17 protein-coding genes and 2 pseudogenes are annotated in these 21,292 nt (G+C 61.1%); 9 read left to right on the forward strand and 10 right to left on the reverse strand.

Annotation, left to right across the window (positions count from 1 at the left end; genetic code table 11):
- The first annotated feature begins 173 nt into the window (after positions 1-173).
- On the forward strand, positions 174-389 hold the full coding sequence (rmf, locus tag AAEZ05_RS26215) for a ribosome modulation factor (protein WP_003223300.1): 216 nt from the start codon (positions 174-176) through the stop codon (positions 387-389).
- Positions 390-563: 174 nt separating this feature from the next.
- Here the strand turns inward: rmf and AAEZ05_RS26220 are convergent, their stop codons facing one another.
- Both AAEZ05_RS26220 and AAEZ05_RS26225 read right to left on the reverse strand, forming a co-directional pair.
- Complete coding sequence (locus tag AAEZ05_RS26220) at positions 564-1,583, reverse strand: quinone-dependent dihydroorotate dehydrogenase (protein WP_045061007.1); 1,020 nt, start codon at positions 1,581-1,583, stop codon at positions 564-566.
- A 75-nt stretch (positions 1,584-1,658) separates the two neighbouring features.
- Complete coding sequence (locus AAEZ05_RS26225) at positions 1,659-2,018, reverse strand: winged helix-turn-helix domain-containing protein (RefSeq protein WP_045061006.1); 360 nt, start codon at positions 2,016-2,018, stop codon at positions 1,659-1,661.
- Positions 2,019-2,388: 370 nt separating this feature from the next.
- Here AAEZ05_RS26225 and AAEZ05_RS26230 point away from each other — a divergent pair, with 370 nt between their 5' ends.
- The 7 genes and pseudogenes from AAEZ05_RS26230 to AAEZ05_RS26260 form a co-directional block, all read left to right on the forward strand.
- Positions 2,389-3,600, forward strand: a complete 1,212-nt coding sequence (locus AAEZ05_RS26230) for a CmpA/NrtA family ABC transporter substrate-binding protein (RefSeq protein ID WP_045061005.1) — start codon at positions 2,389-2,391, stop codon at positions 3,598-3,600.
- 15 nt (positions 3,601-3,615) lie between these two features.
- Positions 3,616-4,191 (forward strand): ANTAR domain-containing response regulator, encoded by a 576-nt coding sequence (locus AAEZ05_RS26235; RefSeq protein WP_042558507.1) that lies wholly within the window; start codon positions 3,616-3,618, stop codon positions 4,189-4,191.
- A 357-nt stretch (positions 4,192-4,548) separates the two neighbouring features.
- The gene (locus AAEZ05_RS26240) at positions 4,549-5,760 is read left to right on the forward strand and encodes a nitrate/nitrite transporter (protein ID WP_045061003.1); all 1,212 of its coding nucleotides are present in this window, start codon (positions 4,549-4,551) and stop codon (positions 5,758-5,760) included.
- Positions 5,761-5,767: 7 nt separating this feature from the next.
- Positions 5,768-7,438 (forward strand): bifunctional protein-serine/threonine kinase/phosphatase, encoded by a 1,671-nt coding sequence (locus AAEZ05_RS26245; RefSeq protein WP_045061002.1) that lies wholly within the window; start codon positions 5,768-5,770, stop codon positions 7,436-7,438.
- A gap of 369 nt (positions 7,439-7,807) precedes the next feature.
- Positions 7,808-9,016, forward strand: a pseudogene (locus tag AAEZ05_RS26250) (NAD(P)/FAD-dependent oxidoreductase); the annotation flags it as partial.
- A gap of 23 nt (positions 9,017-9,039) precedes the next feature.
- Positions 9,040-11,754, forward strand: coding sequence for a nitrate reductase (locus tag AAEZ05_RS26255; RefSeq protein WP_350649485.1), 2,715 nt, complete (start codon positions 9,040-9,042; stop codon positions 11,752-11,754).
- A gap of 50 nt (positions 11,755-11,804) precedes the next feature.
- A pseudogene (locus AAEZ05_RS26260) lies at positions 11,805-12,041 on the forward strand (hypothetical protein); the annotation flags it as partial.
- On the opposite strand, the gene AAEZ05_RS26265 reads toward AAEZ05_RS26260, so the two are convergent.
- The 8 genes from AAEZ05_RS26265 to ppsA all read right to left on the reverse strand — a co-directional run bounded on the left by AAEZ05_RS26265 (position 12,042) and on the right by ppsA (position 20,214).
- Positions 12,042-13,076 (reverse strand): OmpA family protein, encoded by a 1,035-nt coding sequence (locus AAEZ05_RS26265; RefSeq protein ID WP_045060999.1) that lies wholly within the window; start codon positions 13,074-13,076, stop codon positions 12,042-12,044.
- 107 nt (positions 13,077-13,183) lie between these two features.
- The gene (gene sigX / locus AAEZ05_RS26270) at positions 13,184-13,774 is read right to left on the reverse strand and encodes an RNA polymerase sigma factor SigX (RefSeq protein ID WP_045060998.1); all 591 of its coding nucleotides are present in this window, start codon (positions 13,772-13,774) and stop codon (positions 13,184-13,186) included.
- Between the two features lie 88 nt (positions 13,775-13,862).
- On the reverse strand, positions 13,863-14,687 hold the full coding sequence (locus AAEZ05_RS26275) for a mechanosensitive ion channel family protein (protein ID WP_008048604.1): 825 nt from the start codon (positions 14,685-14,687) through the stop codon (positions 13,863-13,865).
- Between the two features lie 2 nt (positions 14,688-14,689).
- Positions 14,690-14,938, reverse strand: coding sequence for a hypothetical protein (locus tag AAEZ05_RS26280; protein WP_045060997.1), 249 nt, complete (start codon positions 14,936-14,938; stop codon positions 14,690-14,692).
- A gap of 63 nt (positions 14,939-15,001) precedes the next feature.
- Positions 15,002-15,997, reverse strand: a complete 996-nt coding sequence (gene cmaX, locus AAEZ05_RS26285; protein WP_045060996.1) for a divalent cation transporter CmaX — start codon at positions 15,995-15,997, stop codon at positions 15,002-15,004.
- Between the two features lie 27 nt (positions 15,998-16,024).
- Positions 16,025-16,516: a ribonuclease E activity regulator RraA gene (rraA, locus tag AAEZ05_RS26290; protein WP_045060995.1), complete on the reverse strand. Its 492-nt coding sequence runs from the start codon at positions 16,514-16,516 to the stop codon at positions 16,025-16,027.
- Positions 16,517-16,636: 120 nt separating this feature from the next.
- The gene (locus tag AAEZ05_RS26295; RefSeq protein ID WP_045060994.1) at positions 16,637-17,626 is read right to left on the reverse strand and encodes an alpha/beta fold hydrolase; all 990 of its coding nucleotides are present in this window, start codon (positions 17,624-17,626) and stop codon (positions 16,637-16,639) included.
- Between the two features lie 212 nt (positions 17,627-17,838).
- A complete protein-coding gene (gene ppsA / locus AAEZ05_RS26300) occupies positions 17,839-20,214 on the reverse strand; it encodes a phosphoenolpyruvate synthase (RefSeq protein WP_045060993.1) in 2,376 nt (791 codons plus the stop codon).
- Positions 20,215-20,388: 174 nt separating this feature from the next.
- Here ppsA and ppsR point away from each other — a divergent pair, with 174 nt between their 5' ends.
- Complete coding sequence (ppsR, locus tag AAEZ05_RS26305; protein WP_045060992.1) at positions 20,389-21,207, forward strand: posphoenolpyruvate synthetase regulatory kinase/phosphorylase PpsR; 819 nt, start codon at positions 20,389-20,391, stop codon at positions 21,205-21,207.
- The last annotated feature ends 85 nt before the right edge of the window (positions 21,208-21,292 follow it).

Below are 21,292 nucleotides of genomic sequence, written 5' to 3' on the forward strand. Positions count from 1 at the left end.
ATCATTCCCTCGATGTGACGCATTGGTTAGAACTCAACACAGGTTGGCGCCGCAACGACGTCAACAACTTGGCTCGCGACGCCGGCAGCGAGCCGCCAACGGCAGGTTATTTCTGCCAGACCTCAATTGAGGTCAACGCGATAAATACAGTCAACAAGTGAGGGCAACACCCTATGAGAAGACTTAAGCGTGATCCGTTGGAAAGAGCATTTTTGCGCGGATATCAATATGGCGTTGGTGGCAAATCCCGTGAGCTTTGCCCATTTACTCTACCGTCGGTACGTCAAGCCTGGATTAACGGCTGGCGAGAAGGACGCGGCGACAACTGGGACGGTATGACCGGCACTGCGGGAATCCACAGACTCAACGAACTTCACGCCGTCGGCTAATTTTACAGGGCTAAACACTCCGACACGACAATCTGAACACTGCATCAATTAACCACGCACGCCCCATCCGGGCGGCGGGCTTCGGCCCAGGGGCTCCTTCGAGGAGCCCTTTTTTATGGCTGCTTTCCCGCCAAAGCGCAGCCGGCATTGGCTGGAATCACCGGGCCATGGGGGTTATCTCAGGGCGGCGATGGCGTCCACGCACTCGCGAATCAACGCCGGGCCCTTGTAGATGAAACCGGAGTAGATCTGCACCAGGCTCGCCCCTGCAGTGATTTTCTCGGCGGCGTGCTTGCCTTCGGTGATCCCGCCCGCGGCGATGATCGGCAGACGCCCTGCCAGCTCTGCTGCCAGCACCTTGACCGTATGGGTGCTCTTCTCCCGCACCGGGGCACCCGACAAGCCGCCTGCCTCGTCCCCATGCTCCATGCCTTCGACGCCAACGCGACTCAGGGTGGTGTTGGTGGCGATGACGGCGTCCATGCCGGTCTCAACCAGGGCCTGGGCGACCTGGGCGGTTTCTTCGTCGGTCATGTCCGGGGCAATCTTGATCGCCAGTGGCACATGTCTGCCGTGACGCAAGGCCAGTTCCGCACGGCGGGTGGCCAGGTCGGCGAGCAATTGCTTGAGCGAATCACCAAATTGCAGGCTGCGCAGCCCTGGTGTGTTCGGCGAACTGACGTTAACCGTGACATAGCTGGCGTGGGCATACACCTTGTCCAGGCAGATCAGGTAATCGTCCACGGCGCGCTCGACGGGCGTATCGAAGTTCTTGCCGATATTGATGCCCAGCACGCCCTTGTACTTCGCCGCAGCCACCCGGGCCAGCAGGTGATCGACGCCAAGGTTGTTGAAGCCCATGCGATTGATGATGGCCTCGGCTTCCGGCAGACGGAAAATCCGTGGTTTCGGATTGCCCGGTTGCGGACGCGGGGTCACGGTGCCGATTTCGACGAAACCGAAACCCAGTTGGGCAAAACCGTCGATGGCCGCGCCATTCTTGTCCAGGCCCGCTGCCAGGCCTACGGGATTGGGAAAATCCAGGCCCATGACGGTCACCGGCTTTTTCGCCGGCGCCTTGCACAACATGCCGTTGAGCCCCAGGCGTCCGCCCGCGCCGATCAGGTCCAGGGACAGATCGTGGGAGGTTTCCGGGGAAAGTTTGAACAACAGCTGACGGGCCAGGGTGTACATGGGCGGCTTTGACTCTGGGCGGCGAAAAGTGGCGCCGATTATAGCCGGGGTGGAGGCTGGCGTGCGAGAGACCGGTTAAATCGAGTTCGACAGCTCGGTTCGCACAGCAGGCCCGACCACGGCGCAGTCGAATCGATACCCCTGGCCATAAACGGTGGTGATGAAGTCACGGTCCTCCTTCAACAGCTTGCGCAACACGTAGATGCAGCGTGTCAAGGACTCCTCGGCTGCATCGGTCCCGGGCCAGACCGCGCCCAGCAGTTGATCCTTGCTGACCACCAGACCGGCCGAGCCGAGCAACAGGCGAAGCACGCATAATTCTTTTGGCGGAACGTGTACGACCCTGCCCGCGTGCATCAGGGTGCCGTCACTCTGCAGCCGCCACCGGTCAAACATGAATGACTCGGACGGGGAATGATCAATGGCGCTGTTCATGTTCACAACTCCCTATGCCTGTGCGCTGCCAGGCTCAACGATGAATGGCGCGACAATAGAGAATCGGGCAGGCGCCTTTCGTAGGACTCCAGGCTTACCAACCTGGGGAAATGTCGATCCAGCTTGTAGGATTTTTAACCGCCGATAACCCTCACGGCCGAAGGGTGGATTGGATGATCGCGGGAGGATGGATGAGGTGGCGCGTTGAATCCTGATGAAAAGCTGATGGCCGCTGGCATATGCCTTGCAGCCCTACTCACATCAGTGCTCGGACCAACGTCGGACATGAGCGCAAGGACAATGGCGTCGCCACCCGGCTCTGCTCGCGCATGGACCGGTGGCGACGTCTTTTTTTTAAGGTGCACAGTCGATGAACGAACCCTCCGCCGGCCCATTGGCCTGGGTCAATGGCAGCGATGCCCCGGAAAAAACCGAAATCAATCTCGGCTTCATGGCCCTGAGCGACTGCGCCTCCGTAGTCGTCGCCGCCACCCAGGGCTTTGCCCAGCCTTACGGCCTGACCCTGAACCTCAAGCGCCAGTCGTCCTGGGCCAGCCTGCGGGACAAACTGGTCAGCGGCGAACTGGACGCCGCCCACAGCCTGTATGGCCTGGTGTATGCGGTGCACCTCGGCATAGGCGGCGTCGCCGCCACCGACATGGCGGTGCTGATGGGCCTGAACCAGAATGGCCAGAGCATCAACCTCTCCCCGGGCTTGCAGGCACTTGGCGTGACCAGTCCCGAGGCACTGGATCGCCACGTGCACCAAAGTCGCCCACGGCTGACGTTTGCCCAGACATTCCCCACCGGCACCCACGCCATGTGGTTGTACTACTGGCTGGCGAGTCAGGGTATCCATCCGCTGCAGGATGTCGACAGCGTGGTGGTGCCGCCGCCGCAGATGGTCGCGCATCTGCAGGCGGGGCGCATCGACGGTTTCTGCGTGGGCGAGCCGTGGTCCGCCAGTGCAGTGAAACAGAATCTGGGATTCACCCTGGCGACCACCCAGGCAATCTGGCCCGATCACCCGGAAAAAGTCCTGGGCTGCACCCGCGCCTTCGTCGAGCAGTATCCCAATACCGCCCGCGCCCTGGTCATGGCGATTCTCGAGGCCAGTCGTTTTATTGAAGCCAGTAGCGAGAACCGTCGCAGCACCGCGCAGCTGCTCAGTGCTGCGCAATATCTCGATGCGCCGCTCGATTGCATCGAACCGCGGCTGCTGGGCGACTACGCCGACGGGCTGGGCAATCGCTGGCAGGACCCGCATGCCCTGCGCTTCCACGGGGATGGCGAGGTCAATTTGCCTTATCTGTCCGATGGCCTGTGGTTCATGACCCAATTTCGTCGCTGGGGGTTGCTGCGCGACGATCCGGATTATCTGGCGGTCGCCCGACAGGTTCAGCAACTGGACCTGTACCGCGAAGCCGCCAGCGCCGTGGGAGTTGCCAGCCAGCCCGGGGACATGCGCCGCAGCCAGTTGATCGACGGCAAGATCTGGGACGGCTCGGACCCGGCCGGGTATGCACGCAGTTTCAAGCTGCATGCCCTGCACGACTCCTCTGCCCTACTCGCCAGCCGCTGACAGGAGACTGCGAACATGTTGCGTATCCTGCTGATCAACGACACGGCGAAGAAAGTCGGACGCCTCAAGGCCGCCTTGACCGAAGCCGGCTTCGAGGTGATCGACGAGTCCGGCCTGACCATCGACCTGCCCGCACGCGTCGAAACGGTGCGCCCGGACGTGATCCTGATCGATACCGAGTCACCCAGCCGCGATGTCATGGAGCAAGTGGTGCTGGTGAGCCGTGATCAACCCAGGCCGATTGTGATGTTCACCGACGAGCATGACCCGGGCGTGATGCGCCAGGCGATCAAGTCCGGGGTGAGTGCCTACATTGTCGAAGGCATTCACGCACAGCGCCTGCAACCGATTCTCGACGTGGCCATGGCGCGTTTCGAGAGCGACCAGGCACTGCGCGCTCAATTGCATGCCCGCGACCAACAACTGGCGGAACGCAAGCGCATCGAGCTGGCCAAGGGGTTGTTGATGAAGATGAAAGACTGCAACGAGGAAGAGGCCTACACCCTGATGCGCCGCCAGGCGATGAGCCGGCAGCAGAAGCTGATTCAGGTGGCGGAGCAGATTATTGCGATGAGTGAGTTGCTGGGCTGAGGTGTTGTGCTGGCCCCGCGGACGTCATCGCGGGCAAGCCCGGCTCCCACAGAGATCTCTGCCGTACACAAATACTGCGTCCACCACCAACACCCTGTGGGAGCGGGCTTGCCCGCGATGGGAGCACCTCGATTTCAGTGGTTGGCACAGATCTGGCTATGTAATTCACCACAGGTAACCAACGGCGGTTGCCCCACCTACGACAAAGACGTCGCTCACCCCATTTGCCCTGGCAAATCCGGTAGCGGCGTTTTTTCGTTTTGGCCCCATGGCACGGGGTCGGTGGTGCGGCCGTCAAGGCGCCCCATCTGCTAGCTCACGGTTCCCACTCGAGACTCTTCACAGCTGAGGTGCGCGATGAATTCAAGCTTCTGGAAATCCGGTCATACCCCGACTCTGTTCGCGGCGTTCCTCTATTTCGACCTGAGCTTCATGGTCTGGTACCTGCTCGGCCCACTGGCCGTACAAATAGCCACGGACCTGCAGCTGACCACCCAGCAGCGCGGCCTGGTGGTTGCCACGCCGATTCTGGCCGGGGCAATACTGCGCTTCATCATGGGCATGCTGGCCGATCGCCTATCGCCGAAAACCGCCGGGATCATTGGCCAGGTGATTGTCATCTGCGCCCTGTTCGTGGCCTGGAAGCACGGCATCCACAGCTACGAACAAGCATTGCTGCTGGGGCTGTTCCTCGGCATGGCCGGCGCGTCGTTCGCCGTGGCTTTGCCGCTGGCATCGCAGTGGTATCCGCCGCAACATCAAGGCAAGGCAATGGGCATTGCGGGGGCAGGTAATTCCGGCACGGTGCTGGCCGCATTGATCGCCCCGGTCCTGGCGGCGGCATTCGGCTGGAGCAACGTATTCGGCTTCGCCCTGATCCCGTTGATCCTGACGCTCATTGTGTTCACCTGGCTGGCCAAAAATGCCCCGGAGCGGCCAAGAGCCAAATCGGTCACCGACTACTTCAAGGCCCTGGGCGATCGCGACAGCTGGTGGTTCATGTTCTTCTACAGCGTAACGTTCGGCGGCTTCATCGGCCTGGCGAGCGCTCTGCCCGGCTACTTCAACGACCAATACGGACTGAGCCCGGTCACCGCCGGTTACTACACCGCCGCCTGCGTGTTTGGCGGCAGCCTGATGCGGCCTTTGGGTGGTGCGCTGGCCGACCGTTTCGGCGGGATCCGCACGCTGCTGGGGATGTATACCGTGGCGGCTGTGTGTATCGCAGCAGTCGGTTTCAACCTGCCAAGTTCCTACGCCGCCCTGGCGCTTTTCGTGTGCACCATGCTCGGTTTAGGGGCAGGTAATGGCGCGGTGTTCCAACTGGTCCCACAGCGTTTTCGCCGGGAAATCGGCGTGATGACCGGGTTGATCGGCATGGCGGGCGGCATTGGCGGCTTTGCCCTGGCAGCCGGCATGGGCGCCATCAAGCAAAGCACCGGCAGCTACCAGCTGGCGTTGTGGTTGTTCGCCAGCCTGGGCGTGCTCGCCTGGTTCGGCCTGCATGGCGTGAAACGTCGCTGGAGAACCACCTGGGGCTCTGCTGCCGTCACCGCTGCACGGGTCTGAACCGGCAATGAGCCTGCAGCTGAGTTTCGCTGAAGCCAGCGCCATCGGCCCGCGCGAGGAAAACCAGGACGCCCTGCGCCTGGTCACGCCCGCTCCGGCGCTGGCCGCGAGCAAAGGCTATCTGTTCGCGATTGCCGATGGGGTCAGCCAATGCGCGGACGGCGGGCTCGCAGCCCGCTCGACCTTGCAGGCGCTGGCACAGGATTACTACGCGACGCCGGAAACCTGGGCGGTCGCCCAGGCCCTCGATCGCCTGCTGCTGGCGCAGAACCGCTGGCTGCAGGCCAATGGCGGCGGGCAGCCGCTGCTGACCACTGTCAGCGCCCTGGTCGTGCGCGGCCGGCGCTTCACCCTGGCGCACGTTGGTGATTGCCGGGTGTATCGCTGGCATGCCGGCCACTTGCAGCGTATCAGCGAGGACCACGTCTGGGATCAGCCCGGCATGCAGCACGTGCTCAAGCGTGCGATGGGCCTGGATCAACATCTGGTGCTGGATTTCCTCGATGGCGAGTTACGCCTGGACGAGAGCTTTGTGCTGCTCAGCGACGGCGTCTGGGCGGTATTGGGCGACACGGCCATCGCGGCAATCCTGCGCGATCAACCGGATCTGCACAGTGCCGCGCAAACCCTGGTCAGTGCCGCGCACCTGGCGGGCAGCCAGGACAATGCCAGCGCACTACTGGTGCGGGTGGATGCCCTGGGAGAGTCGAGCATCGGCGATGCCCTGGTGCACTTGCAGCAATGGCCGCTGCCGCCAGCGCTGAAGCCGGGGCAGATGTTCGAGGGCTGGCAAGTCGACACGATACTAGGACAAAGCCAGCAGTCGCTGCTGTACCGGGTGCATGACGGGCAGCAGCAACCCTGGTTGCTGAAAACCCTGCCCGGGCGCCTGCACGACGATCACCAGGCCGGGCAGGCATTGCTGGCAGAGGAATGGTTTCTCAAGCGCGTTGCCGGACGGCACTTTCCTGAAGTCCATCCCGCCAGTCAGCGTCAGCACTTGTACTACGTAATGCGTGAATACTCCGGTTCAACCCTGGCGGCACTGCATGCCGACGTCGGACCGTTGCCGCTGGCTCAATGGCTGGACCTGGCCGAACGCCTGTTGCGCGCAGTCGGCATGCTGCATCGCCGACAGATTCTGCATCGCGACATCAAGCCGGAGAACCTGCTGCTGGGTGACGACGGCGAGTTGCGCCTGCTGGATTTTGGCCTGGCCTATTGCCCGGGTCTGTCCGAAGACCAGCCGTGCGCCCTGCCCGGCACCCCGAGCTACATCGCGCCGGAAGCCTTTGGCGGCGCGGCACCCACCCCGCAACAGGACCTTTACGCGGTCGGCGTGACCCTGTACTTCCTGTTGACCGGGCACTACCCCCACGGCGAAATCGAAGCCTTCCAGCGCCCGCGCTTTGGTGTGCCGGTGAGTGCCAGTCGCTACCGCCCGGACCTGCCGGAGTGGATCGCGCAGAGCCTGGCGCGGGCCGTTGCGGCTGATCCGGCGAATCGATTTGAAACGGCGGAAGAATGGTTGCTGCTCCTGGAACAGGGCGAGCGGCACAGCCTGAGCGTGCGGCCACGACCTTTGCTGGAACGCGAACCGCTGAAGGTGTGGCGGACCATGGCGCTGGTGTCGCTGGTGGTGAATATGGTGCTGTTGATTTTGGTTTTTCGTGGTTAGTACCGGGGAGCGCCCATCGCGAGCAGGCTCGCTCCCACAGGGCATCTCCACTGGTCTATGAGGAACAGGCTCCAACGGAGTGCGTCACGCTTCGATTCGGTGCAGGAACGGCACTGCCAACCTTCAAAAACCACCTGTGAAACATCAATTGTGCCGGCTTCCAGACTTGGCACAACCACTGCATTAACGCTCCCAACAGACATAAAGCTCACCCTCAACGAAGAGGGCTGCGCTTCCCGATAGAACGGGACAAGGACAAAGGCGTCCCCGCCAGGCAACTGGCGGGACGCCTTTTTTTGTTTGCGCGAAATGTTCAAGTACGACCTGAAACGCCCAGATGCGGCGGGTCCCAGCTCCCCGGAGAACCTGATGAACAAATTGAAACTGGTGATGATCGGCAACGGCATGGCCGGGGTCCGCACCCTGGAGGAATTGCTCAAGCTGAGCAACGACCTGTACGACATCACCGTCTTCGGCGCCGAACCCCATACCAACTACAATCGCATCCTGCTGTCGCCGGTACTGGCGGGCGAGCAGACGTTCGAAGAGATCGTGCTCAACGACCTGGACTGGTACCTCGACAACAACATCAAGCTGCTGCTTAACCGCAAAGTGGTGCAGATCGACCGGATCAGGCGCCGGGTGATTGCCGATGACGGCACCGAAGCCGAGTACGACCGCCTGCTGATTGCCACCGGCTCGACGCCGTTCATCCTGCCCATTGCGGGCAACACGCTGCAGGGCGTGATCGGCTACCGCGACATCGCCGACACCCAGGCGATGATCAACACCGCCAGGACCCACACCCATGCCGTGATCATCGGCGGCGGCCTGCTCGGCCTTGAAGCGGCCAACGGCCTGATGCTGCGCGGCATGCACGTCACCGTGGTGCACATAGGCGAATGGCTGCTGGATCGACAGCTGGACAAGACCAGCGGCCAGCTGCTGCAGACCGCCCTGGAAGGTCGCGGCCTGCACTTTCGCCTGCGCGAACAGACCCAGGCGCTGCACGATGCCGGCAATGGCCGGGTCGGCTCGGTGCAATTCAGCAATGGCGACGTGATCCCGGCCGACCTGGTGGTGATGGCGGCCGGTATTCGGCCCCGCACCGAACTGGCGGAAAAATCCGGCCTACCCTGCAAGCGCGGGATCCTGGTCAACGACACGCTGCAAACCTACGACCCGCGCATCTACGCGATTGGCGAATGTGCCAGCCACCGCGGCATCGCCTACGGCCTGGTCGCGCCCCTGTTCGAACAGGCCAAGGTCTGCGCCAACCACCTGGCCCAGCTGGGTTTCGCCACCTATAAGGGCTCGGTGACCTCGACCAAATTGAAGGTCACCGGCATCGACCTGTTCTCCGCTGGCGACTTCATGGGCGGTGAAGGTACCGAGACCATCACCCTCTCGGACCCGATTAGCGGGATCTACAAAAAACTGGTGATCAAGGACGACGTCCTCGTAGGCGCCTGCCTGTACGGCGATACCGCAGACGGCGGCTGGTATTTCCGCCAGATCCGGGAGAACCACGACATTGAGCCAATCCGTGACCACCTGATGTTCGGCGACGCCTGCTTGCCGGCCCTGCGGGAAGCAAGTTGATGGACCGGCAGATCACCGCTTCAACCTGCTGTTACTGCGGGGTCGGCTGCGGCGTGCTGATCGAACATGACGGCGAGCGCATTCTCGGCGTCAGCGGCGATCCGGCCCACCCCGCCAACTTCGGCAAGTTGTGCAGCAAGGGTTCGACCCTGCACCTGACGGGCGACCTTGCGGCAAGGGCGCTCTATCCGGAACTGCGCCTGGGCAAAACCCTGGCCCGCGGCCGCACGGACTGGGACACCGCCCTGGATCACGCCGCCAGCGTATTCGCCCGCACCATCGCCGAACACGGCCCGGACAGTGTGGCGTTCTACATCTCCGGCCAATTGCTGACCGAGGATTACTACAGTTTCAACAAACTGGCGCGGGCGCTGGTGGGCACCAACAACATCGACAGCAACTCACGCCTGTGCATGTCTTCGGCGGTGGTCGGCTACAAGCGCAGCCTCGGGGCGGATGCCCCACCGTGCAGCTACGAAGACCTGGAGTCGAGCGATTGCGTGATGATCGTCGGCAGCAACATGGCCTACGCCCACCCGGTACTTTTCCGGCGGCTGGAAGAGGCCAGATCCCGCCGACCGCAGATGAAAGTTATCGTTATCGACCCGCGCCGCACCGACACCTGTGACCTCGCCGACTTGCACCTGGCGATACTGCCGGGCACCGATGTCGCCCTGTTCCACGGGATCCTGCACCTGTTGCTGGTGGAGGACCAGGTTGATCATGACTTTATCGACGCGCACACCCAGGGGCTGCCAGAGCTGAAAAGCCTGGTGCGCGACTACAGCCCGCAGAGGGTCTCGCAACTGTGCGGGATCAGTGTCGAACAGCTGCAGCAGTGCGCGCAGTGGATCGGCACTTCGCCGACTTTCCTGTCGTTGTGGTGCATGGGGCTCAACCAGTCCACGGCGGGCAGCGCCAAGAACAGCGCGCTGATCAATCTGCACCTGGCCACCGGGCAAATTGGCCGCCCAGGCGCAGGACCTTTCTCGCTGACCGGTCAGCCCAATGCCATGGGCGGACGCGAAACCGGCAGCCTGTCGAACCTGCTGCCAGGCCATCGCGACGCCGCCAATGCCGAGCATCGTGCGGAAGTGGCGGCCTACTGGGGCGTTGAGCAACTGCCGCACACCACCGGGCTGAGCGCCATCGAGTTGTTCGAACAGGTGCGCAGCGGCCGTATCAAGGCCTTGTGGATCGCCTGCACCAACCCCGCGCAATCGATGCCCGACCAGAGTGCCGTGCGTGAGGCCCTGCAGGCATGCCCGTTCGTGGTGTTGCAGGAAGCCTTTCGCACCACTGAAACCGCAGCCTTTGCCGACCTGCTGCTACCCGCCGCGAGCTGGGGTGAAAAAGAGGGCACTGTGACCAACTCCGAGCGGCGCATTTCCCACGTGCGCCAGGCTGTCATCGCCCCTGGCGAGGCACGGCCGGACTGGGCCATCACGGTGGATTTCGCACAGCGCCTGGAAAGACATCTGCGTCCAGAGCACGCCAGCCTGTTTGTCCTCGACACGCCGGCGCAGATCTTTGACGAGTACAAGCAACTGACCCAAGGCCGCGACCTGGACTTTTCCGGGCTCAGCCATGCCTTGATCGACCAGATCGGCCCGCAGCAATGGCCCTTCCCGCCCGGCGCCAGCCAAGGTACCGCGCGCCTGTACGGTGACGGAATATTCCCCACCGCCAACGGCCGCGCGCACTTCATTGCCGACCCGTATCAAGCGGCCAAGGAACAACGGGATGCGCGGTTTCCCCTGACCCTGATCACCGGGCGCCTGCGCGATCAATGGCACGGCATGAGCCGCACCGGCACCGCTGCGCAGCTGTTCGGTCACGTCAGTGAAGCGGTGTTGAGCCTGCACCCGGATGAGCTACGCCGCCATCGCTTGCAGTCCGGCGACCTGGTCAGCCTGAACAGTCGCCGTGGCGCGGTGGTGCTGCCGGTGACCCGTGACGAGAACGTTCGGCCAGGCCAGGCGTTTTTGCCCATGCACTGGGGCGACCGGTTTCTCAAAGGCGGGGTCAATTCGCTGACCCAACCGGCCTTTGATCCCCTGTCGAAGCAGCCGGAACTGAAGCACAGCGGCGTGCGACTGGAGCCGATAAACCTGCCGTGGCGGCTGTTTGCCCTGGTCGAAGGTAACGTTCAACAGCAACTGGAGCGCCTGCGACCCCTCTGTGAGGAATTTTCCTACGCCAGCCTGAGCCTGGCTGGCCGTGAGCGCCCGGCGCTGCTTATACGGGCTGCCAGCGCCTCGGCGCCCGACGCCCAGTTATTGCGCGACATCGACCAGTGCCTGGGCGTGGATGAAGGCCCGGTGCTGGCCTACGAGGACGTGCGCCGCTCGATCGGCAAACGCGTACGCATCGAACACGGCAGGATCACCGCCATCCGCCTGGCCGGGGAAACCCTGGCCCAGCACTGGCTGCAAAACCTGTGGCTCGAAGGGCGCGCCGATGAACCACTGCGGCGCTGGATGCTGGCCCCCTTGAGTGCACCACCCGGCGACGGCGCCGCCATTGGCACCGGCAACAAAACCCTGTGCAACTGCCGCAATGTCAGCCACAGCGCGGTTTGCGCGGGAATCAGTCGAGGCCTGGACTTGCAGGGTCTTAAACAGCAATTGGGTTGCGGCACGCAGTGCGGTTCATGCGTCCCGGAAATCAAGCGACTGCTGGCCGCCACGGCTCAGCCAGTCGCCGTTATCTGATGAGGAAAATACGATGAGCGCAAAAGTCTGGCTGGTGGGTGCAGGTCCTGGATACGCCGGTGGCCATGATCGAGAACGCCTCCCTGGCGCATCGGCGCGAATGCCGCAGCGACCTGAGCGCCATGGAACAGGATGCGAGTGCGTTTGAACTGAAAAGCCCGGCGATTCTGGTGATTGGGGCCGCGGGCGGACGATCTTTGGGGCCACCGCAAAATCCGGATAAAACCCAAATCGCAGGCAAAGAAAAGCCCGGCCTAAGCCGGGCTTTCCTCAGAGCTGCGAGCTAATTACTTAGCTTGAGCTTCAACCTGCGCTTCTACGCGACGGTTTACAGCGCGGCCAGCTTCAGTCGCGTTGTCAGCAACTGGGCGGGATTCGCCGTAGCCAACAGACTGAACGCGGGACGATTCAACACCGTACTGGTTGGTCAGAACTTGCTTAACGGCGTTTGCACGACGCTCAGACAGCTTCTGGTTGTAAGCGTCAGGACCGACGGAGTCAGTGTGACCTTCAACAGTGGTGCTGGTCGATGGGTACTGCTTCATGAAGTCAGCCAGGTTCTTGATGTCGCCGTAGCTGTTGGTTTTAACAACAGATTTGTCGAAATCGAACTTAACGTCCAGCTCTACACGAACAACTTCAGCAACTGCTGGGCAGCCGTCAGCGTCAACAGTTACGTTGGCTGGGGTGTCCGGGCACTTGTCAACGTTGTCGCAAACGCCGTCGTTGTCGCTGTCGGAGCAGACTTCAGCTGGTGCTGGAACTGGAGCAGCAGCAGGCTTGGAGCCGCCACCGAAGTTCACACCGATACCGACGCTAGGAGCCCACTCGGTGTCGCCCTGGTCGATGTTGTATTGAGCTTCAACGCCAGCACGGGCGTAGAAGTTCTCGGTGAAGTACAGCTTGGCACCGCCGCCAACGTTGGCGAAGGTGGAACGGTTACGACCGTTCGAGCCGTTCTGATCGATGCTCTGATCGGAGAAACCGGCCGAAACGTATGGACGAACCATGTCGCCTGGGTTGTTGAAGTGGTACAGAGCGTCCAGAGCGGTGTTAGCGCCCTTGATGTTCTGGCCGCTGTCGGAACGGACATTGTGCACTTCGTCGTAGGCCAGACGCAGTTCAACGTCGTCAGTCAGGAAGTAACCTACGGAACCGCCGAACAGGTTGCCGTCATTCTTGAAGTTACGAGCGCTGTCGAATTGTTCTTTCTTAGCGAAGCCTTCGATTTCAACTGCGCCTTGGCCTTGTGCCAGAGCGCCGAACGAAGTGGCGGCAATAAGAGAGCCAATGGCCAAGCCCAAGGTGTTTTTCAGTTTCATCCGTTAAATCCCCATCTGGTGATTGTGAAGCAGTCCCGCAAACCGGGGGACAACTCGGCGGCAAGTCTATCAGAACTTGCCTACACGTAAGAGATATTTGCGTCGAACTAAGTTTCAGCTACGCCTGCAAATTTCTCACGCAATTTATCTAGAGCACGTTTGTAACGCATTTTTGTTGCACTCAAACCCATATGCATGATGTCTGCGATCTCCTGAAATTCCAGCTCTGCGACAAATCGTAGCACCAGAATTTCGCGGTCAATCGGGTTCACATACACCAGCCAGCGATCAAGTCCACCCTTTTCCTCGGCTTTGGGCATCTTTTCTTCAGATGCTTCCTCGAGGGGGTCCAGACTCAAAGCGTCCATCAAGCGACGCTTACGCCGTTCCTTACGATACTGTGTGATGCATTCGTTGTACGTGATGCTGTAGAGCCAGGTCTTGAACTTCGATTTCCCCTCGAAGTTCTTCAGGCCATACAACACCTTCAGCATCACTTCCTGACAGACATCGTCTGCGTCGCGATCGTTCCCAAGATATCGTGCACAGACGTTAAATAATGTTCTCTGGTAACGCCGCATCAGTTCTTCATAGGCGCGCGTTACGTGAAACAGCTCGGTATGCGAGCGCGCGACCAGCTCCTCATCAGAGAGCTCGCGGGGGTCGTAGCGCGTGGAGAGCGATTGAGCTTTATTCAAAACAAGTCGGGCCGACAGTCAGGTCAATGTCCGCCGCAGCCCTTTCCAGGGCCATTTGCGGCGGCATACATTAGCAGGGTTTGCCGGGTTAGCGGCTACTCACATGCTGCTCCAGGAGGATCCGATTGGAGAGCGAGACCAGCTCACCCTCGTCGGTCAGCAATGTGGTTTTAACCGTGCCGATCTCTTCGATCTGGCCTTCGACCTCGCCAACACGCACTTGTTGCCCAACCTGATACAACTCACGCACATAGATTCCCGCAAGAATCTGACCGGCAATTTCCCGGCTTCCCAATCCCATGGCCAGCGCTACAGCCAGACCAACGGTAATCAAAACGATGACGATCACATGGTTGAGCAGGTCAGTCTTGACCTCCAACTGGCTGATCGCGACCGAAATACTGATGATGATCACCAGGCCCTGGGCGATTCGCCCCAGGCCCGACGCGTAATCCAGCCCTACACCTTCGGCGGCTCCGCGCACCAGCCCATTTGCCAATTGCGCCAGAAGCACACCCACCAGCAACACCAGCGCGGCGCCAAAAACCTTCGGCAAATACAGCGCGAGCATGTCTAGAGTAGCTGAGACTCGCTCAAGTCCAAGAGATTCCGCAGCTGAAACCAAAAAAATCAGCAGGACGAACCAATAAACGATTTTACCGATCAATGTCGAGATCGGCACCTGCAGCCCGGCGCGGGACAACAATTTGGTCAGACCGGTGCCGCCCATCAGGCGATCGAGACCCAGCTTGGCCAGCAATTTGGACAGTAACGTGTCGAGCAGCTTGGCCACCACGAAACCCAGGAGCAGCACCACCAGTGCGCCAAAGAGGTTCGGGATGAAGTTTGCAACCTTGGTCCATAACGCTGTCATTGCAGTGACGAGGCTCTGAGTCCAGAGATCAAGTTCCATATTCAATCAGCCTTATCAGCAGTGCGAACGGTAGGTTTACGGTGACGGGAAACCGGCGAGACATGGGCCGATCCGTTATTCAGGGCGATCATCAGCGCGGGCAACCAGCGGCCCAGCAGGCTGAACAGATCACCGGCGCCGACCTGGCGGTTGGCGGTTTTCAGTACACGCCCAAGGCACGCATCGTCGTCCCGGGTGGACGGTGATGCCTTGAGCATGTCGCGCAAAGACTGTTCAAACGGATCGTGCATACGCACCTCTCGTGATGTCTGTGAAAGACGCGATCAAATTTGCCCGGGTCACATGACGCATCGTCAGACCCAACGCAAACGACGGAATAACCACCACTGCCCGAGCGCCACCGAGACCATCATCAGGCAGGCCACAAGGAAGCCATAGGGGCTCTCGGACAACGGAATTCCGCCGACGTTTATACCCAGCAGACCGGCCAGGAAACTCATCGGCAAAAAGATCCCGGTGATGATGCCAAAACGGTACATCGTGCGGTTCATGCGCACGCTCAAACGCCGATCTTCGGCCTCGAGGACCAACCCCACCCGCTCCCGGGTCAATTCCAGCTCTTCGAGATAACGCGTCAGGCTGTTGTTCAATTCGTTCCAGTAATCGGCATCGTCATCGACGAACCAGGGCAATTTGATCCGCGTCAGCTGGCCGAAAATATCGCGCTGCGGAGCGAGGAATCTCTTCAGCGCAGCCGCCCTGCGCCGGATCTGCAAAATGGCTCCATGCTCGGGCGTATACCGTTCGTCGGCATCCAGTTTTTCTTCTTCCTCATCGACCACTTCCGAGAGGCAACTGACCAGATCCTGCACCTTGTGCGTGAGCAGCTGGGCCATATAAAGGATGAGTTCAGAGGCGGTTTTCGGGCCTTTGCCTTCTTCGAGCTGCGCCAGCAATTCATCGGTGGCCCGCAACGGGCGCAGGCGCAGGGAAATGACCCGCTGCGCCGAACCGAAGATGCGCACGGAAACCATGTCTTCCGGTTCCGCCCCGGGATTGAGGTTGATGCCGCGCAGGAACAGTAAAAATTCGGAGTCCGGCAGCGGCAACAGGCGCGGCCGGGTGTTCTCCTCGAGCAGCAGGTCGCAGCTGAACTCGGTCAGGCCGCTGTATTTACGCAGCCAGGTCTGGGTCTGCGGATGACTGCGGTCCCAGTGCAGCCACAGGCTTTCGTGGGCCTGCAACTGCAAGTCATCGAGCTCAGTCCGGGCTATCGAACGCGCACCGCCTTTACCATCCAGCACCAGGGCATGCACCAGCCCCCACTGCGCGTTGTCTTCCTCGAACATCCTCACCCCTAAGTTGGTCGCGCGTGCTTACTCGGGCATCTGCAGCGGGCTGGGCGAGATGATCACGCCGTTGTTGTCCGCATAGATGTATTCGCCCGGGCGAAAGGTCACGCCGGCAAACGTCACCGGGATGTTGATTTCGCCGACGCCACGCCGGTCGGACTTGCGTGGGTGGCTGGCGAGGGCCTGAACGCCCAGGTCGGTCTGCGCAATGATATCCACGTCGCGGATGCAGCCGTAGATCACCAGGCCCTCCCAGCCGTTCTTCGCGGCCTTCTCGGCCAGCATGTCGCCCAGCAACGCGTGACGCAGGGAACCGCCGCCGTCGACGACCATCACTTTGCCATGCCCCTCGAGCTCGACCTGCTCCTTGACCCGCGAGTTGTCCTCGAAGCACTTGACGGTCACGATTTCGCCGCCGAAGGAGTCCCGGCCACCGAAATTGCTGAACATCGGTTCCAGCACCTGGACCAGCTCCGGATAGGCGTCGCACAGGTCAGGGGTGATGTAATGGTTCATCGAGAAACTCCTGTAGAGAGGAAGACAATCGAGATGTCGCAAAGTGACCGGAAAAGCATGATGCGTCATATCTTAGCCGCAACCCGGTGCGAGCGAAATGCCCTTGATAGAGCATTGCGCTCAGACTGCTGCGGCTAAATCCGACTGGCCAGGCAACAGCGCCGTGCGCTGGTCGACCAGCCAGCGCGCAACCAGCGGCCACACTTCGGCCTGCGCGGCTTTGCTGACGAGCATCTCGACGTGACCGAAATTATCGGCAAAGCCCTGGTCGCAACCCAGATTGACGAATTGCTTGTGCTCGGAACCGATCTGTTCGAACAGCTTGCGACAGGCCCAGGTCGGGTCCTGATGATCGCCCGCAGCACTGACGGCCAGCACCGGCAGTTGCACGTCCGCCAACCCGGCCCACCAATCCTTGTCCGCATCGCCAAAACGCCCGAACAGTCCGTACCAGCGCATGCTTTCCAGGGCCAGGCCGATCGGCTCGTCCTCCGGACCGCGCTTGAGCCTTGAACCGGAGAGCTGGGCAAAGCGCTTGAGGATGAAGCGACCGCCCCACTCCACCGGTGGGATCTTCAGCGGCCAATAGGTGCGGCTGACCTGTGTACCGAAGAAGGCGGCAGACGCCACCACCGACTCGTCGATGTACTGGCCGCCCAGCGCCGCCGCCAGGGTAATGCCCCCCAGCGAATGTCCAATCCAGTGCGCAGCCTGGCCACTTTGCTCGTGCACGAAGGCGCCAATGGCCGGCAGGTCGTAACGCGCGTAGTCGGCGACGCGGTTCTGCCGGTAACCCTGGTTGCGCTGTGACAGGCCGTGGCCGCGCATTTCCGGGATCCACACATCAAAACCGAGGCGGGTCAGATAAGCACCCAGCCCCAGGCCCTTGGGGGAAAACCAGAATCGGCGGTTGGAGAAGCTGCCATGCAGCAGAATCACCGGCACACCGCGCCGGGACGGCTCGTCGGCCATGCCCAGGCGCGTCACGGCCAGCTCGACGGTGCCGTCCGGGCTGTTGGCGGGTTTCAAACGGTAGACGTCTTCGCTCAGATCACCGCGACGTTCGGCGCTGATCAGGGCGACAGGAAATAGGTGGCTGCTGCTTTGCATAATGCTCTTGCACAAAAAAGGGCGGCGTCCAGAGGAGCCCGCCCTACTTGAATCTCAAAAAACGGCCGCCTTTGACTGTATGTCCATTCCTGTAGGAGCGAGCTTGCTCGCGAAGAACCTCAGGACACCGCGTTTATCCAGGATAAACGCATTATCGTTGACGTCCATCGCGAGCAAGCTCGCTCCTACAGGGGAGCGGCCCGCTCACACAATCAAACGGCTGCTTGACCTTCCGCCAGGAAGAACCAGGTTTCCAGTACGGAGTCCGGGTTCAGCGAAACGCTTTCGATGCCCTGCTCCATCAGCCACTTGGCCAGGTCCGGGTGGTCCGAAGGGCCCTGACCGCAAATGCCGATGTACTTGCCAGCCTTGTTGCACGCGGCAATGGCGTTGGCCAGCAGCTTCTTGACGGCCGGGTTACGTTCGTCGAACAGGTGCGCGATGATCCCGGAGTCACGGTCCAGGCCCAGGGTCAGCTGGGTCAGGTCGTTGGAACCGATGGAGAAGCCGTCGAAGAACTCGAGGAATTCTTCAGCGAGGATCGCGTTCGATGGCAGCTCGCACATCATGATGATGCGCAGACCGTTCTCGCCGCGGGCCAGGCCATTCTCGGCCAGCAGATCGATCACCTGGCTCGCTTCGCCCAAGGTACGGACGAATGGCACCATGATTTCGACGTTGGTCAGGCCCATCTCGTTGCGCACACGCTTGAGGGCGCGGCACTCGAGCTCGAAGCAGTCGCGGAACGCCTCGCTGATGTAACGCGAGGCGCCACGGAAGCCCAGCATCGGGTTTTCTTCTTCCGGTTCGTAGAGCTTGCCGCCGATCAGGTTGGCATATTCGTTGGACTTGAAGTCCGACAGGCGCACGATGACCTTTTTCGGGGTGAACGCGGCGGCCAGGGTGCTGATGCCTTCAACCAGCTTGTCGACGTAAAAATCGACCGGGTCGTTGTAACCGGCGATGCGCTTGTCGACGCTGTCCTTGATGTCCTGCGGCAGGCCGTCGTAGTTCAACAGGGCCTTGGGGTGCACGCCGATCATGCGGTTGATGATGAATTCCAGACGGGCCAGGCCCACACCGGCGTTCGGCAGTTGTGCGAAGTCGAATGCACGGTCCGGGTTGCCGACGTTCATCATGATCTTGAACGGCAGGTCAGGCATGGCATCAACGGAGTTTTTCTTGATGTCGAAGCCCAGTTCGCCTTCGAAGATGTAGCCGGTGTCGCCTTCGGCGCAGGAAACGGTCACGCCTTGGCCGTCTTTCAACAGCTGGGTGGCGTTGCCGCAACCGACCACAGCCGGGATCCCCAGTTCGCGAGCGATGATCGCCGCGTGGCAGGTACGACCGCCACGGTTGGTGACGATGGCGCTGGCGCGCTTCATGACCGGTTCCCAGTCCGGGTCGGTCATGTCGGAAACCAGTACGTCGCCTGGCTGGACCTTATCCATCTCGGACACGTCCTTGATGATGCGCACCTTGCCCGCGCCGATGCGCTGGCCGATGGCACGACCTTCAACCAGCACGGTGCCAGTTTCTTTCAACAGGTAACGTTCCATGACGTTGGCCTGGGTGCGGCTCTTCACGGTTTCCGGACGGGCCTGCACGATGTAGAGCTTGCCGTCGTCACCGTCCTTGGCCCACTCGATGTCCATCGGGCACTGGTAGTGCTTCTCGATGATCATCGCCTGCTTGGCCAGCTCGCTGACTTCGGCGTCGCTCAGGCAGAAACGTGCGCGATCAGCCTTGTCGACGTCGATGGTTTTCACCGACTTGCCGGCCGTGGCGACTTCGCCGTAGATCATCTTGATGGCCTTGCTGCCCAGGTTGCGGCGCAGGATGGCCGGACGACCCGCCTCCAGCGTGCCTTTGTGGACATAAAACTCATCCGGGTTCACCGCGCCTTGTACGACGGTTTCACCCAGGCCGTAGGCGCCGGTGATGAACACCACGTCACGGAAGCCCGATTCGGTATCGAGGGTGAACATCACGCCGGCGGTGCCGGTTTCGGAGCGGACCATGCGCTGCACGCCAGCCGACAGGGCCACCAGCTTGTGGTCGAAGCCCTGGTGGACGCGGTAGGAAATCGCACGGTCGTTGAACAGCGAAGCGAACACCTCTTTGGCGGCGCGAATGACGTTTTCGACACCACGGATGTTCAGGAAGGTTTCCTGCTGACCGGCGAAGGAAGCATCCGGCAGGTCTTCGGCAGTCGCGGAAGAGCGCACGGCAACGGCCATGTCAGGGTTGCCGGCCGACAGCGTGGCGAACGCGGTGCGGATCTCGGCGTTGAGCTTCTCGGGGAACTCGGCCTCCATGATCCATTGACGGATCTGGGCGCCGGTCTTGGCGAGGGCGTTGATATCGTCGACGTCGAGGGCGTCCAGGGCGGCGTGGATCTGGTCGTTCAGGCCGCTGAGTTCGAGAAAATCACGATAAGCCTGAGCTGTCGTGGCGAAGCCACCGGGCACCGATACACCGGCACCTGCAAGGTTGCTGATCATCTCGCCCAGGGATGCGTTCTTGCCCCCCACATGCTCAACATCGTGTTTGCCGAGCTTATCGAGGGAAACTACGTACTCTACCAAGGTGATCTCTCCACTAACTGTGTTGGAAAAGCTCAGAAGCCGGCTGCCCTGAGGGGCGTTTTCCGGCTGTATGGCCTGGACCTGGAAAATAAGTGAGAATGCGGGCCATTGGCGGCCGACAAATCGCGCCTATCATATCCAAGAATGATCATTAGCTTAAGGCCCAAGGTGCAAATGAAACGATCTGCTTTCTTTATTTCCGACGGCACCGGCATCACAGCCGAAACCCTGGGCCAAAGCCTCCTGGCGCAGTTCGAAAACATAACCTTCAGCAAATTCACGCGACCGTACATCGACAACGTGGATAAAGCGCGGGCCATGGTACAACAAATCAACAAAGCCGCCGAAACCGACGGCTTCCGGCCGATCATCTTCGACACCATCGTCAATCAGGACATTCGTGAGATCCTCGCCACCTCCAATGGTTTCATGATCGACATTTTCTCGACCTTCCTGGCGCCCCTGGAACAGGAACTGACCGAGCATTCGTCCTACACCGTCGGCAAATCCCATTCGATCGGCACCAGCTCCAATTACATGGAGCGCATCGAGGCGGTGAACTTCGCCCTGGACAACGACGACGGCGCCCGCACCCACTACTACGACAAGGCCGACCTGATCCTGGTGGGCGTATCGCGCTGCGGCAAGACCCCGACCTGCCTGTACATGGCCATGCAATTCGGCATCCGCGCGGCCAATTACCCGCTCACCGAAGACGACATGGAGCGCCTGCAACTGCCCAACGCCCTGCGCGCCCACCAGCACAAGCTGTTCGGCCTGACCATCGACCCGGACCGCCTGACGGCCATCCGCAACGAGCGCAAGCCCAACAGCCGCTATTCGAGTTACGCCCAGTGCGAATTCGAAGTGCGCGAGGTGGAGAACCTGTTTCGCCGCGAGAACATTCCCAACATCAACTCCACGCATTTTTCGGTTGAAGAGATTTCGGCGAAGATCCTGGTGGAGAAAGGGGTGGAGCGGCGGTTCAAGTAGTTTCTCGGTGCCTGTTCCGGCCTCATCGCCAGCAGGCTGGCTCCCACAGGGAACCTGCGGTGCACACAAATCAACTGTGGGAGTT

Source organism: Pseudomonas sp. HY13-MNA-CIBAN-0226, from assembly GCF_040310305.1.
Classification (GTDB): domain Bacteria; phylum Pseudomonadota; class Gammaproteobacteria; order Pseudomonadales; family Pseudomonadaceae; genus Aquipseudomonas; species Aquipseudomonas gregormendelii.

Bases quoted from the DNA above. Each gene is read 5' to 3' on its own strand.
- rraA (WP_045060995.1), bottom strand. From the start codon at position 16,516: ATGAACCATTACATCACCCCTGACCTGTGCGACGCCTATCCGGAGCTG.
- AAEZ05_RS26225 (WP_045061006.1), bottom strand. From the start codon at position 2,018: ATGAACAGCGCCATTGATCATTCCCCGTCCGAGTCATTCATGTTTGAC.
- cmaX (WP_045060996.1), bottom strand. From the start codon at position 15,997: ATGTTCGAGGAAGACAACGCGCAGTGGGGGCTGGTGCATGCCCTGGTG.
- AAEZ05_RS26255 (WP_350649485.1), top strand. From the start codon at position 9,040: ATGGACCGGCAGATCACCGCTTCAACCTGCTGTTACTGCGGGGTCGGC.
- AAEZ05_RS26245 (WP_045061002.1), top strand. From the start codon at position 5,768: ATGAGCCTGCAGCTGAGTTTCGCTGAAGCCAGCGCCATCGGCCCGCGC.
- AAEZ05_RS26280 (WP_045060997.1), bottom strand. From the start codon at position 14,938: ATGCACGATCCGTTTGAACAGTCTTTGCGCGACATGCTCAAGGCATCA.
- AAEZ05_RS26240 (WP_045061003.1), top strand. From the start codon at position 4,549: ATGAATTCAAGCTTCTGGAAATCCGGTCATACCCCGACTCTGTTCGCG.
- rmf (WP_003223300.1), top strand. From the start codon at position 174: ATGAGAAGACTTAAGCGTGATCCGTTGGAAAGAGCATTTTTGCGCGGA.
- AAEZ05_RS26295 (WP_045060994.1), bottom strand. From the start codon at position 17,626: ATGCAAAGCAGCAGCCACCTATTTCCTGTCGCCCTGATCAGCGCCGAA.
- ppsR (WP_045060992.1), top strand. From the start codon at position 20,389: ATGAAACGATCTGCTTTCTTTATTTCCGACGGCACCGGCATCACAGCC.
- AAEZ05_RS26265 (WP_045060999.1), bottom strand. From the start codon at position 13,076: ATGAAACTGAAAAACACCTTGGGCTTGGCCATTGGCTCTCTTATTGCC.
- AAEZ05_RS26230 (WP_045061005.1), top strand. From the start codon at position 2,389: ATGAACGAACCCTCCGCCGGCCCATTGGCCTGGGTCAATGGCAGCGAT.
- AAEZ05_RS26220 (WP_045061007.1), bottom strand. From the start codon at position 1,583: ATGTACACCCTGGCCCGTCAGCTGTTGTTCAAACTTTCCCCGGAAACC.
- AAEZ05_RS26275 (WP_008048604.1), bottom strand. From the start codon at position 14,687: ATGGAACTTGATCTCTGGACTCAGAGCCTCGTCACTGCAATGACAGCG.
- AAEZ05_RS26235 (WP_042558507.1), top strand. From the start codon at position 3,616: ATGTTGCGTATCCTGCTGATCAACGACACGGCGAAGAAAGTCGGACGC.